Origin of the sequence: Blastomonas sp. CCH9-A1 (assembly GCF_001557175.1) — a bacterium.
In the GTDB taxonomy this organism is placed as follows: Bacteria; Pseudomonadota; Alphaproteobacteria; order Sphingomonadales; family Sphingomonadaceae; genus Blastomonas; species Blastomonas delafieldii_A.
This window is the reverse complement of sequence record NZ_LSHM01000070.1, coordinates 155,497-168,268: the sequence shown is the minus strand read 5'-3', so window position 1 is coordinate 168,268 and position 12,772 is coordinate 155,497. Positions and strand designations below refer to the sequence as shown.

The following is a 12,772-nucleotide window of genomic DNA, read 5'->3' as shown; positions in this document are numbered from 1 at the left end:
CGATGAGGGACGCCATGAACCTCTGGCCCATCGGCAATTGCGAGATCGCCGCGCTGGTCGATCCCAATGCCCGCATCGCCTGGGGCTGCCTGCCGCGCTTCGATGGCGATCCGGTGTTCTGCTCGCTGCTCGAACCCAGGCAGGACCATGGCTATTGGGACATCGTGCTCGAGAACTGCGCACATACCGAGCAGCACTATATCCGCAACACCCCCGTGCTGGTCACGCGCATGTCGTGCAATGCGGGCAATGTCATCGAGGTCGTGGATTTCATGCCGCGCTTCCCGCGCCATGGCCGCATGTTCCGCCCGGTGGCGATTGCACGGATCGTCCGCGTCATCAGCGGGTCCCCCCGCATCTCGGTGCGGCTGCGCCCCGCTTATGCCTGGGGCGAGGGTTCGCCCCGGCTCACATCGGGCTCCAATCACATACGCTATATCCTGGGCGAACAGGTCCAGCGATTGACGTCGAACGCCCCTTTGGGGTGGATCCGGGACGAGCGCATGTTCAGGGCAGAACGCGACCTCTATTTCTATTTCGGCCCCGACGAAGGGTTCGACGCGCAGCTAGAGGCGCGGATGGAGGCAATGCTCGACGAGACCGTCTCGACCTGGCAGCACTGGGTGCGCGGGCTCAACTTGCCGCTCGAATGGCAGGAGGCGGTGATCCGCGCCGCGATCACGCTCAAGCTGTGCCAGTACGAACAGACCGGCGCGATCGTCGCGGCGCTCACCACCTCGCTGCCCGAACATGCCGATTCGGGGCGCAACTGGGATTATCGCTTCTGTTGGATCCGCGATGCCTATTTTACCGTGCAGGCGCTCAACCGGCTCGGCGCGCTCGACGTGCTCGAATCGTACCTGCATTACTTGCGCAACATCGTCGATGCAGCGCGCGGCGGGCATATCCAGCCGCTCTACGGCATCGGCGGCGAAGCAACCCTCACCGAGCATGTCATGCCCGCGCTCCAAGGCTTTGCCGGCATGGGTCCGGTGCGATCGGGCAACCAGGCCTATGAGCAGGTCCAGCACGATGCCTATGGCCAGATCGTGCTGTCGAGCGTGCAGGCCTTTTTCGACCAGCGGCTGCTGCGCCAGGCGACCGTGCAGGATTTTGAGGCTCTGGAAGTCGTCGGCCACCGCGCCTTTGCAATGTTCAACGAGCCCGATGCGGGCCTGTGGGAGCTGCGCACCCGCGCGCATGTCCATACCTATTCCGCCGCGATGTGCTGGGCCGCATGCGACCGGCTCGCCAATGCGGCAGGCGCGATCGGGCGGCCCAAGGCGGCGATGTTCTGGGGCGAGCGCGCCGAGCATATCCGTACCCATATCGACGCCCATGCCTGGAGCCATGCGGGCAACCATTATTCGGCGGTGCTGGGCGAACGCACGCTCGATGCCAGCCTGTTGCAACTGCTCGACCTGAAATTCATCCGCGCCGACGATCCGCGCTTCATATCGACGCTCGACGCGATCGAGGGCGGGCTGCGCCGGGGCAGCCATATGCTGCGCTATGCCGACGAGGACGATTTCGGCCCGCCGCAATCGGCGTTCAACGTCTGCACCTTCTGGCTGATCGAGGCGCTGCACGCCACCGGCCGCTATGGCGATGCCCGTTCGCTGTTCGAGGAAATGCTGAGCCGCCGAACCCCGGCCGGCCTGCTCTCCGAAGATATCGACCCCAGCACCGGCGCGCTGTGGGGCAATTATCCGCAAACCTATTCGCTGGTGGGGCTGATCCAGTGTGCAGGCCTTCTCTCCCGCCCCTGGAGTGACGCACGATGAACCGTCTGATCTGCATATCCAACCGTGTCCAGGCCGCGCATAGCGGCGCGAACAGCAATCGCGGCGGGCTCGCCGTCGCGCTTTCCGCCGCGCTCCGGGAAAGCAACGGCATCTGGTTCGGCTGGTCGGGCGAGCAGACCGACGAATTTACCGGCCAGATCAGCTTCCGTCGCCAGGACGGGGTGGCCACCGCGACCATCGATCTCGAGGCACAGGATATCGAGGAATATTATAACGGCTTTGCCAACCGCACGCTGTGGCCGCTCTTCCACTACCGGCTCGATCTGACCGAGATCGCCCGCGACTTTGCCGGGGGCTATGCGCGCGTCAATCAGCGCTTTGCCGAGACGGTGGCGCCGCTGATCGAGCCCGACGACATGATCTGGGTGCACGATTATCACCTTATGCCGCTCGGCCAGCGGCTGCGCGAGCGCGGGTTCGATAACCGGCTCGGCTTCTTCCTCCACACCCCCTGGCCACCCGCCAGCCTGATGATGTCGCTCCCGGGCCATCGCGAGCTGGTCAAAAGCCTCCTCAGCTATGACGTGATCGGCTTCCACACCGACGAATGGCGCGCCTCGTTCATCGACTATATCGTCACGCACCTGGGTGCCGAACTCGACGGCGATCATGCGCTGCTCGACGGGCGCTCCACCCGGCTGCTGATCTGCCCGATCGGGCTCGACACGGCGGAGTTCACCTCCGCGCTTGGGACCCCGGCGGCGCGCGATGCCGAACAAAGGCTGATCACCAGCGCGGTCGGGCGGCAGGTGATCGTCGGCGTGGACCGGCTCGACTATTCCAAGGGGCTGCAGGAGCGCTTCCTGGCCTATGAGCAGCTGCTCACCACCCGGCCCGAATTGCGCGAGAAGCTGTTCCTGTTGCAGATCGCGCCGCCCTCGCGCGGCGACGTGCCGAGCTATCAGCAGATCCGCGCAGAGCTGAACGCACTGTCGGGCGGGATCAACGGCGAGTTCGCCTCGATCGACTGGGTGCCGGTGCGCTATGTCAACAAGGGCTATGCGCGCGAGGAGCTGTTCGGGATCTACCGCGCCTCGCGCGTCGGGCTGGTCACACCCTTGCGCGACGGGATGAACCTGGTCGCCAAGGAATATGTCGCGGCGCAGGATCCCGAGGACCCCGGCGTGCTGGTGCTGTCGCGCTTCGCCGGCGCGTCGGTGCAGCTCGATGCCGCGCTGATCATCAACCCGCACAGCAGCGAGGACATGGCCGATGCGATCGCGCGCGCGCTCACCATGCCGCTTGAGGAGCGGCGCGAGCGCCATGCCGCGATGCTGGCCTCGGTGGTCAAGCAGGACGTGCGCTGGTGGAGCGCGCGCTTCATCGCCGCGCTGCAGCCGCCCCAGCCGAGCGAGGATCGCCCCCGGCTTGCGCTCGCCGGCGGCAAGGGCTGAATACCGACGGCCATCGTCTGCAAAAAAAATGGCGACCCGAAGGCCGCCAGTGAGGTGGAGAGAAGGAGCGGATCCGCTCTGTTTGTCCGCCGTTACTGATCGGTGGTCGAACCGGTCGCGCGCGGGGCGCGGTTGGCGCTCGACGATTCGTTCGCTGTGCCCATGCTACCGTCCTGCATCGCGCCGCTGCGGTTGCCCGTGCCCACCCCGGCGGTCGTGCCATTGGCACCCTGGCCATTCTGTTCCAGCCAGTCGTGATGCTTCTGGATGACCGGGATGACCTGTGTCGCAAAGCCCTTGAGCTCGTTATTGTCGCCGCTCTGGGCATAGCCCTGATGCAGCGCCAGCGCCTTGCGGTGCGCCGCCATCTGCTGGCTCAGATATTCGCGATCGAAGGCCTCGCCCCGTGCCGCCTTCAGCCGGTCGATCATCGCCTGATGTTCGGTATCGAGCCGCGCCGGGGGCTGGGTGCCCAGATTGGCGCGCGTCACCATCGCCTTCATGTCCTGCGAGGATTTTGTGTGGTCAGTGACCATCATCCGGCCGAAATCCTTGACCTGTTGCGACTGGCCGTTCTTTGCTGCCAGCTCGCCCGCCTGGATCTCGTACAAATCCGAATTGGCGGCCTGCGCCACATAGGTGCCAGTCGATACCGGTGTTGCCGTGACGGCGGGATCGTTCGCCGAATTCATTGCCATATCGTCCTGCCCGGTCGCAGCCGCATCGCCCGCTGCCGTGTCCGAGCGCGCGCCATCGGGTGCATCGCAGGCCGCCACCAGCAGGGCCGCCGTCAAGATTGCCATATTCCGCATAACCACATCCTTTCGATGGTTGGTGCGGCAGGAATAGGCGGGGCTAGGCGAGGGTGAACTTACATAGGCAAGTCCATTTCGGCGTTCAGCGCAACGGCCCTCCCCGCGCGCTCTGCATCATGCGCGCGATCATCTGCACCATCTCGGTAAAGCTCTGGTGCGACAGCGGCTTTTCGAAGCGCGTGACCTCGCGAAAGCAATCGGCAATCGGGTCTTCGCCATAGCCGGTGCAGAAGAGAAAGGGGATGTCCAGCGCCTCGAGATGGCGGGCAAGGGGAAAGACCAGCGTGCCGCGCAAGTTGATATCGAGCACAGCCACATCGACCGATCCCGCCTGATCGAGCGCTTGCAGGGCAGCGTCGAGGGTTGCGGCCGGCCCAACGATCTGCGCGCCATGCGCAACCAGCCGCCGCGAGAAATCATCGGCGATCAGGAAATCGTCTTCCACGACGAGGACGCGGCAGCCGCGCAGCAAGGCTTCGTCAGACGGCGGTGATGTCATTGACCACTCAAGCTTTTTTCACTGGAACGGATGAGTTCGGTTTCCCTGTGCAACATACTCGCAGGCCGTGCGTAGGTTCCCCACAAGACGCCATGGGAGGCCGAAAATCTTGACGCCGCACGTCACCTTGAAGCTGCGCGGCTTTGGCGAATTGAACAGCGCGTCTGAAGCCTGGCTGGCCAAGCGGGTGCAACGCGATGTGCGCGCCCTGCCCCCGCGGGTCGATCTCGTGCGTCAGGGCGAAGGCAGCGGTCCGCTGCATGTGCTGATCGAAGGCTGGGCAATCCGCTACAAGACGCTCGAGGATGGGCGCAGGCAGATTCTCTCGGTCCTCATCCCCGGCGATATCTTCGACATCAACGGCCATCTCGCAAAATCGATGGACCACAGCATCGCCACGCTGACCCAGACGAGAGTCGGGCTGCTGGACGACGATTTTCTCGATATCGCCCGCGCCCGGCATTCCGACCTAGAGAAGCTGCTCTGGTGCGACATGCATGTTTCCTCCGCCATCCAGCGCGAACGGTCCACCTCGCTCGGACAGCGCACGGCGCGCGAGCGGATGGCGCATTTTCTGTGCGAGCTGTTCCTGCGTCAGCGCTCGGTCGGGCTCAGTACCGGCCGCAGGTGCAGCTTCCACCTCACCCAGACCGAACTGGCCGAGGCGCTCGGCATGACCCCGGTCTATGTCAATCGGACCCTGCAGGATCTGCGCCGTGACGGGCTGATCCAGCTCGAACAGAAATGTCTGACGGTGCTCGACCTGCCGCGGCTCGAAGCAACCGCGCTGTTTGATGGCGGTTATCTCAAGATCTGCGATGCCGATGGCGGGGCAGGTGCGCACAAGGAGAATGCCCATGCCTTCTAGCTGGTCCGGCCCGGTCCAGACGCTCAACCATTTCATCGCTACGCTGCCGCTGCTCGTGTGGCGCGCGGGGCGCGATGGGGCGTGGCTCTGGGCGAGCCCGCAATGGGAGGCGTTTACCGGCCAGAGCGAGGCCGAGTATGTCGGCGATGGCTGGCTTGATGTCGTCCATCCCGACGATCGCGAGGCTGCGCAGACCGCATGGAGCCTCGCGTCCGATCGGCAGAGTTTCGAGGTCGAATTTCGCATCCGAAAGGCGGAAGAAGACCGCTATTACTGGCACAAGACCCGCGCCGGACCGGTCCACGGCGATGATGGCAGCATCATCGAATGGCTGGGCACCTCGACCGATATCGACGACCTCAAGCGATTGCGCGACCAGGAGCGGTCGCTGCTGGGGGAGTTGCAGCATCGCGTCCGCAACACGCTGGGCGTGGTGCGGGCGCTGTCGCGGCGGACGGCAGACCATTGCGATACCATTGAGGATTTCGTCGCCAAGTTCGACGGGCGCATCAACACCTTCGCGCGCACCCAGTCGCTTTCGACCCGCTCAGCGACTGGCCAGGTCAACCTTGCCGATCTGGTGCATGACGAGCTGCTGAGCCACCATCTCGACGGCGAGGAACAGGTGCGCGCCGAAGGGCCGGACATCATGCTGGGGGTCAAGGCCGCGAACATGCTGGGCCTGGCAATCCACGAGCTTGCCAGCCATGCGGTGACCTTTGGCGAACCGGGTGATCCGCCGCCGCGCCTGCAGGTGCAATGGGGCATTGACGATAGCGCCGCCAAGCCGCTGCTGACGCTGATCTGGAAGGAAGAGGGCCGCAACCTCTCAGATCCCGATCAGGCGCTGGGCGCACTGGCGCGCGATTTTGTCGAGCGCGCGCTGCATTACGAGATGGACGCCGAGACTGCGATCGAGACGCTGCCCGGCGGGCTGATGTTCGATGTGCGCTTGCCGCTCGCTCGCGCGCAGGATCGCGACAGCTGACCGCGGAATATGCGGATTTTATCGGTACTTACCAACCCATGTGATGATCGCGGGCGGCCTCGCCGCCTAATCCTGACCCCGACACGGTGCCTTTACCCACCCCCCGACGAGCCTTGAGGGGCACCGTGTCACCATTGCTCGCAACCAGGGACACAGGCCATGAACATCGCCAACTGGGCCCGATACGGGCTCGCTGCCACGCTTGCCACTGCGGCAGGCGGGGTCCTGATCTATCGCCGCAAGCCGGGCATCAACCATGATGCCGCCCCCGCGCGCAGCGCCCGGCACCGCCGACGCTTTGGCGATTATCGCGTCACCGGCGCCACCGTCACCATCCGCGCCACCCCCGAGCAGATCCGCGCCTGCTGGCAGGGCACTGCACAGCTCTGGTCGGTACTCGAATATCTGCCCTTTCCCGAAGGCAACCAGCCCGATCTGCTGCTGCCCCCATCCGAACTGCGCGACATGGCCTCGCGCCCGCTGCTCACCCGGATCGTCGCCGAGCGCGAGGACGAGCTGATCGCCTGGCGCTCCGAGGGCGAGGGCCATGCCGATATGCACGGCCGACTGCGCTTTCGCGACAATGGCGACAAGGGCACGGCGGTCGAGGTGATCATGGCGGTGCGTCCGCACCATTTTGCGTCTGCCTGGAAGACCGAGGCGATGATGGCCGAAGCGCTCGAGCTGGGCCTGCTGCGCGATCTGCGCCGGATGAAGATGCTGGTCGAGACGGGCGAGATCGCCACCGCGAAGATGCGCCCCGACGCCGCCTGAGGCCCGTGCATCCCGATCCCCCGAATACAAGGAACCTCAAGCCATGCGTGCTGCCACCTTTCAGGGCAAGGGCGATATCGACGTCCGTCAGATGCCCGACCCTGCCATCGTCAACCCGCGCGACTGCATCATCGAAGTCACCTCCACCGCGATCTGCGGGTCGGACCTCCACCTGTATGACGGCGTGATCCCTGCGGTCGAAAAGGATGACATATTGGGTCACGAGTTCATGGGCCGGGTCGTCGCCGTGGGCAAGGATAGCACGCTTGAGGTCGGCCAGCGCGTCGTCGTGCCCTTCACCATCTTCTGCGGCCAATGCTTCCACTGCAGCGAGCAGCGCTACAGCAATTGCGACAACAGCTGCCCGGTCGAGGACCAGGAAGTCGCCGAAAAGGCGTTCGGCCACCCGATGGCTGGCATGTTCGGCTATTCGCACCTGACCGGGGGCTATGCCGGTGGCCAGGCCGAATATGTCCGCATCCCCTATTCGGACGTCGTGCCTTTGGTCGTGCCCGAGGATATTCCCGACGAGCGGCTGCTGTTCCTCTCGGATATCCTGCCCACCGGCTGGATGGCCGCGCTCAACGCCGAGATCGCGCCGGGCGACACCATCGCGGTCTGGGGCTGCGGCCCGGTCGGGCTGTTCACGATCCTCAGCGCCTTCCAGCAAAAGGCCGGGCGCGTGATCGCGATCGACGGTGTCCAGGGGCGGCTCGACATGGCCGAGCAGCTGGGCGCCGAGCCGGTCAATTTCCACGAGACCGACATTCTCGATGCGCTCAAGCAGATGACCGGCGGGATCGGCCCTGATGCGGTGATCGACGCGGTCGGCATGGAAGCGCACGGCTTTGTGGTCGACAATATCGCCGACCGGATCAAGCAGACGGTCGGCCTGGGGCAAGACCGTGCGCATGTGCTGCGCCAGGCGATCATGGCCTGCCGCAAGGGTGGGCGCGTCTCGGTCCCCGGTGTCTATGGCGGCAAGGCCGATCTGTTTCCCCTGGGTGCGATGATGCAGAAGGGGCTGCAGCTGCGCACCGGTCAGACGCATGTTCGACGCTATACGGCGGAACTACTCGACCTCATCGAGCGTGATGTCATTGATCCCAGTTTCTTGATCAGCCACCGCCTGCCGCTCGACGAGGCAGCGACCGGCTACCGCAATTTCCGCGATCATCAGAATGAATGGATCAAGGTGGTCATGCACCCCTGATCGCGGTCCCGAGGAGAATACCCATGGAATACAGCATTTTCGGCATCGTCATCCTGATTCTGGACGTGATCGCGGTGCTCAGCGTCTGGGGCAGCGGTGCCACCACCACGACCAAATTGCTCTGGACGCTGCTCATCGTCATCCTTCCGGTAATCGGTCTGATCGCCTGGTTCTTCCTCGGCCCCAAGCGCGGGCGGGTCTGACCGCGGCGTTGGTCAGCCCGGCGGCAGGATGAAGGCCCGTAACGGCTGCCAGGCTTCGGCCTTGGCAGCGAGGGGCAGTGTATAAGCCGGGCTGCTCGACGGCAAAGGCACGATCGGCAGGTCCAGCCCGGCCAGCGCGCGCAGCGCGCCCCTCGCCGACAGCGCACCATTGCAGCCGATCGCGCGCAGATGCGGCAGCCGCTCGACCAGCGGGCGCAGCGGATTGGCCACGGCATCGCGAATATCGCCATCCAGGCTCGATCCGCGCCGCGCCGACCCGATCACATCCCACAGACCGATGCCGCGCGCGCCGATTCGCTCGAGCCGCGCGGCATAGTCGAGCGCGACCAGCGATTCGCCGATCACTCGCTCCATCAGCGCCCAGAAATGGTTGCGCGGATGCCCGTAATAGCGCCCAGCCGCCAGCGACGCCCGGCCCGGCAGACTGCCCAGCAGCAGCAGCGTGCAGGTCTGCGGCAGCACCGGTGCAAGGCTGCTGACGGGATCGGGAAGCGGGCGAGAGTGCGTCATGTCGGCGTTTCAGCGCGCCGCGACGAGGCGCGCACTATCCTGCACAAGGCTGGCCGATCGGGGTTTTTCGGGGAAGGAAATGGATGCCCCCCAAGGATTCGAACCTTGATTAACGGAGTCAGAGTCCGTGGTCTTACCATTAGACGAAGGGGCAATAGGCGGTCGCAATTAGGCGCGTCGGCGGACGCGGTCAAGACCCAAATCGCGACGAATCGGTGCCAAGCTTGCGCATTCACCGCATATTGGCTAGCCTTGGCCTCAAGTACCGGCGAAGCGTGGACATATTGGCCGCGTGGGCATGCCCGGATGAGAAAAAGAGCGATTTTGGCATGGTGGAGCGACCCACATCCATGCCGCAGGCCGAATCCCCCGCAATCACCCCGTCCGATGGCGGCAAGGTTGCCAAGGAACTGGCAAATCCTGCCAGAAATGGCCGGAATGCGGCACGACAGCGAGGCAGGTCCAAGACGGGTGCCCATCAGGGCCAGCGCGGCCCGGGGCCCGCACCCGGCACACCGACGCGAATCACCGAATCCAGACCGGCAAAGAGCGGCCATGGCGATCGTGGCGGCTGGAATGCCCGGCGCGCCTATGCCGCGATCGATCTCGGCACCAACAATTGCAGATTGCTGATCGCGAAACCGGCCGCGGACGGCTTTGTCGTGGTCGATGCGTTCTCCCGCGTCGTGCGGCTGGGCGAGGGCCTTGGCCAGAGCGGACGGCTGAGCGATGCCGCAATGGATCGCGCGGTCGCCGCTTTGTCGATCTGCGCCGACAAGCTGCGCCGCCGCCATGTCGCGCTGGCGCGGTCGGTCGCGACCGAGGCGTGCCGCAAGGCGAGCAACGGCCCGGCCTTTATCGATCGCGTGCGCCGCGAAACCGGGATCGTGCTCGACATCATCACCGCCGAGGAAGAGGCGCGGCTCGCGGTCCTTGGCTGTCATATCCTGCTCGAACCCGGCGATGGCCCGGCGCTGATCTTCGATATCGGCGGCGGATCGACCGAGCTCGTGCTGGTCGACAGCTCAGGCCCGGTGCCCGACATTCTCGACTGGATGAGCGTGCCCTGGGGCGTGGTGACGCTGACCGAGAGCGAGCGCTTCGATCATGACGATCCCGAGTCGCGCGCGGCCGCCTATACGCGCATGCGAGCGCGGGTGATGGACGGCTTTGCCCCCTTTGCCCGCCGGTTGCCGGAGCTGCCCGATGCAGAGCGGCGGCTGCTCGGCACCAGCGGCACGGTGACGACGCTCGCCAGCCTGCATCTCGACCTGCCTTGTTATAACCGCGACGCGATCGACGGGCTGATCGTGCCGTCCGAATCGATGCGCGCCATCAGCGCGCGGCTGGCGGGCATGAGCCTGAACCAGCGGCGCGAACTGCCCTGCATCGGCAAGGAGCGCGCCGATCTGGTGGTGGCGGGCTGCGCCATTCTCGAATCGATCCTCGACATATGGCCCGCCATGCGGCTGGGCGTCGCCGATCGCGGCATTCGCGAGGGCATATTGCGCGCATTGATGGGCAAGGATGCGCCGCAACCACGCTCCGCGCATGAGCAACGCGCATGAGCGGCGACGGCAAGGATGGCGGTGCCGGCAGCGGTAGCGGCGGCGGAAGGATTCCCGGCGATTCGCGGCGCAAGGCCAAGGGCAAATATGGCGATGGTCTCAAGCAACGGGTCAAGACTGCGCGCGGGCGCACCGCCTCGTCCAACCGCTGGCTCGAGCGCCAGCTCAACGATCCCTATGTCCGCAAGGCCAAGGCCGAAGGCTATCGCAGCCGCGCGGTGTACAAGCTGGTCGAGCTCGACGAGAAATTCGCCATCGTGCGCAAGGCGCGGCATGTGGTCGATTTAGGCATTGCGCCGGGCGGCTGGTCGCAGCTGGTGCGCCGGGTGAACCCCAAGGCGGCAGTGGTCGGCATCGACCTGCTGCCGGTCGACCCGATCGAGGGCGTCACCATCTTCCAGATGGACTTCATGGCCGATGATGCGCCGGGCAAGCTGATCGATGCGCTCGGCGGCAGGCCCGATCTGGTTCTGTCCGACATGGCGGCGAACACCGTCGGCCACAAGCAGACCGATCATCTGCGCACCATGGGGCTGGTCGAGGCGGCGGCGCATTTCGCGGTCGATCAGCTGATCGAGGGTGGGACCTTCGTTGCCAAGGTGCTGGCCGGTGGCACCGACAACGACCTGCTCACGCTGCTCAAGCAGCATTTCAAGACCGTGAAGCACGCCAAGCCGCCTGCCAGCCGCAAGGGCAGCAACGAATGGTATGTCGTGGCGCAAGGTCGCAAACCGCGAGCAGCGTCTGCGGGCGGCGACGAACTGGCCTGAAACTGGGGGTGATTCGCCTTGCCCTGTGGGGCGGAATGGCGATGCTGGGGGCTGATGCAGCCTGACCGATGCGCTGCCATGGACGTGGGGGCCTCATGATCCATCGCAATTTGCTGGTTCTGGCGTCGATCGTGTTCATCGACATGGCCGGTATCGGCCTGATCGTGCCGGTGATGCCGTCGCTGATCCAGTCGCTGACAGGGCAAGGCCTCGATCACGCGGCGACCTGGGGCGGCTGGCTGCTGTTCACTTATGCTGCGATGCAATTCCTGTTCGCGCCGGTGATAGGGGGGCTGAGCGACCGGTTCGGGCGGCGTCCGGTGCTGCTGGCGACACTGGCGCTTTTGGGCGTCGACTATGCGCTGATGGCTTTTGCCCCGAGCCTTGCCTGGCTGTTCGCAGGCCGCGCCATTTCGGGCGTGATGGGCGCAAGCTATGCCGCCGCGAACAGCTGCATCGCCGACAGCATTCCGGCCGAGCGGCGCGGGGCGGCGTTTGGCATGCTCGGCGGCGCGGGCGCAGCGGGCTTCGTGCTCGGCCCGGCGATCGGCGGGCTGATCGGCCAGTTTGGCGACCGGCTGCCGTTTGTCGCTGCGGCTCTGTTGTGCGCCGCCGGGGCGGTTTTCGGGCTGTTGCGGTTCGAGGAAACGCTTCTTCCCGAGCGGCGGCGGCGATTCGATCCCTTCCGATCCAATCCGCTGGGCACGATTCGCCGAATGCGGCGCATCCCGCTGGTCATGGGATGCCTCTGCGCGATCTTCCTGATGCAGCTCGCCAGCCAGGCGCAGCTTTCGGTCTGGGCCTATTATGGCACGGCGAAATTCGAGTGGACGCCTGCGGTCACCGGCGCAACCATCGCGCTGTTCGGCATATTGCTGGTTTTGACCCAGGGCGTGCTGTCGGGCAAGGCCATCGCCCGGTTCGGCCCGGTGCGCACCGCGACGATCAGCCTGCTGTTCTCGATCCCCTCGTTTCTGACGCTCGCCTTTGCGCCGAGCACGCCCGTGGTGATCCTGGGTGTGATCATCGGCGCCATCCCGGGCATGTGCTTCCCGGCGATGCAGCAGCTGATGAGCCCCCGCGTGGCCGAAGATGCGCAGGGCGAGTTGCAGGGTGCCATCGCCAGCACCATCAGCCTGACCGCGATCATCGGGCCGCCGCTGATGACCGGGGTGTTTGCCGCTTATGCCGATGCCCAGGGCCCTTTCTTCCCGGGCGCACCCTTTGTCGTTGCAGCAGGGCTGATGGCGGGCGCGGTGACGGTGCTGACGGTCACGCTGCTGCGCCATGCCGGGCAACCCTCCGCCGCCTGAGCGCAGCAAAAAGCCCCGCCCGCGATGTGCG

At 65.4% G+C, this 12,772-nt stretch carries 13 protein-coding genes and 1 tRNA gene; 10 read left to right on the top strand and 4 right to left on the bottom strand.

Features of this window, described 5'->3' with window-relative positions; translation table 11 throughout:
* Positions 1-2: 2 nt before the first annotated feature.
* Both AX725_RS18875 and AX725_RS18870 read left to right on the top strand, forming a co-directional pair.
* Positions 3-1,784 (top strand): glycoside hydrolase family 15 protein, encoded by a 1,782-nt coding sequence (locus AX725_RS18875; protein ID WP_060979012.1) that lies wholly within the window; start codon positions 3-5, stop codon positions 1,782-1,784.
* Positions 1,781-3,199: an alpha,alpha-trehalose-phosphate synthase (UDP-forming) gene (locus AX725_RS18870; protein WP_060979007.1), complete on the top strand. Its 1,419-nt coding sequence runs from the start codon at positions 1,781-1,783 to the stop codon at positions 3,197-3,199. The genes AX725_RS18875 and AX725_RS18870 overlap by 4 nt, the downstream gene beginning before the upstream one ends.
* Positions 3,200-3,291: 92 nt before the next feature.
* On the opposite strand, the gene AX725_RS18865 is transcribed toward AX725_RS18870, so the two are convergent.
* Positions 3,292-4,011, bottom strand: coding sequence for a DUF4142 domain-containing protein (locus AX725_RS18865; RefSeq protein ID WP_066043956.1), 720 nt, complete (start codon positions 4,009-4,011; stop codon positions 3,292-3,294).
* Positions 4,012-4,096: 85 nt separating this feature from the next.
* Positions 4,097-4,513: a response regulator gene (locus tag AX725_RS18860; RefSeq protein WP_066117499.1), complete on the bottom strand. Its 417-nt coding sequence runs from the start codon at positions 4,511-4,513 to the stop codon at positions 4,097-4,099.
* A gap of 109 nt (positions 4,514-4,622) precedes the next feature.
* Here AX725_RS18860 and AX725_RS18855 point away from each other — a divergent pair, with 109 nt between their 5' ends.
* The 5 genes from AX725_RS18855 (at position 4,623) to AX725_RS18835 (ending at position 8,559) form a co-directional block, all read left to right on the top strand.
* A complete protein-coding gene (locus tag AX725_RS18855; protein WP_171455892.1) occupies positions 4,623-5,381 on the top strand; it encodes a Crp/Fnr family transcriptional regulator in 759 nt (252 codons plus the stop codon).
* A complete protein-coding gene (locus AX725_RS18850) occupies positions 5,371-6,369 on the top strand; it encodes a sensor histidine kinase (protein WP_060977917.1) in 999 nt (332 codons plus the stop codon). Before AX725_RS18855 ends, AX725_RS18850 begins: the two co-directional genes overlap by 11 nt.
* A gap of 159 nt (positions 6,370-6,528) precedes the next feature.
* A complete protein-coding gene (locus AX725_RS18845; protein ID WP_060977918.1) occupies positions 6,529-7,143 on the top strand; it encodes an SRPBCC family protein in 615 nt (204 codons plus the stop codon).
* Positions 7,144-7,186: 43 nt separating this feature from the next.
* Complete coding sequence (locus tag AX725_RS18840) at positions 7,187-8,356, top strand: zinc-dependent alcohol dehydrogenase (protein WP_060977919.1); 1,170 nt, start codon at positions 7,187-7,189, stop codon at positions 8,354-8,356.
* 23 nt (positions 8,357-8,379) lie between these two features.
* Positions 8,380-8,559, top strand: coding sequence for a PLDc N-terminal domain-containing protein (locus AX725_RS18835; protein ID WP_060977920.1), 180 nt, complete (start codon positions 8,380-8,382; stop codon positions 8,557-8,559).
* Positions 8,560-8,571: 12 nt separating this feature from the next.
* Here AX725_RS18835 and AX725_RS18830 read toward each other — a convergent pair whose 3' ends face one another.
* Both AX725_RS18830 and AX725_RS18825 read right to left on the bottom strand, forming a co-directional pair.
* Positions 8,572-9,090 (bottom strand): DNA-deoxyinosine glycosylase, encoded by a 519-nt coding sequence (locus AX725_RS18830; protein WP_060977921.1) that lies wholly within the window; start codon positions 9,088-9,090, stop codon positions 8,572-8,574.
* Positions 9,091-9,170: 80 nt separating this feature from the next.
* Positions 9,171-9,244 (bottom strand) — tRNA-Gln (locus AX725_RS18825).
* 196 nt (positions 9,245-9,440) lie between these two features.
* Here AX725_RS18825 and AX725_RS18820 point away from each other — a divergent pair.
* From AX725_RS18820 to AX725_RS18810, 3 genes are all read left to right on the top strand, one after another.
* Entirely contained in the window at positions 9,441-10,658 is a 1,218-nt protein-coding gene (locus tag AX725_RS18820) for a Ppx/GppA phosphatase family protein (RefSeq protein ID WP_231726923.1), read from the top strand.
* Entirely contained in the window at positions 10,655-11,428 is a 774-nt protein-coding gene (locus AX725_RS18815) for an RlmE family RNA methyltransferase (RefSeq protein WP_082730784.1), read from the top strand. The genes AX725_RS18820 and AX725_RS18815 overlap by 4 nt, the downstream gene beginning before the upstream one ends.
* 95 nt (positions 11,429-11,523) lie before the next feature.
* Positions 11,524-12,741 carry an MFS transporter gene (locus AX725_RS18810; RefSeq protein WP_060977922.1) on the top strand — a complete coding sequence of 406 codons (1,218 nt, stop codon included), beginning with the start codon at positions 11,524-11,526 and terminating at the stop codon, positions 12,739-12,741.
* The last annotated feature ends 31 nt before the right edge of the window (positions 12,742-12,772 follow it).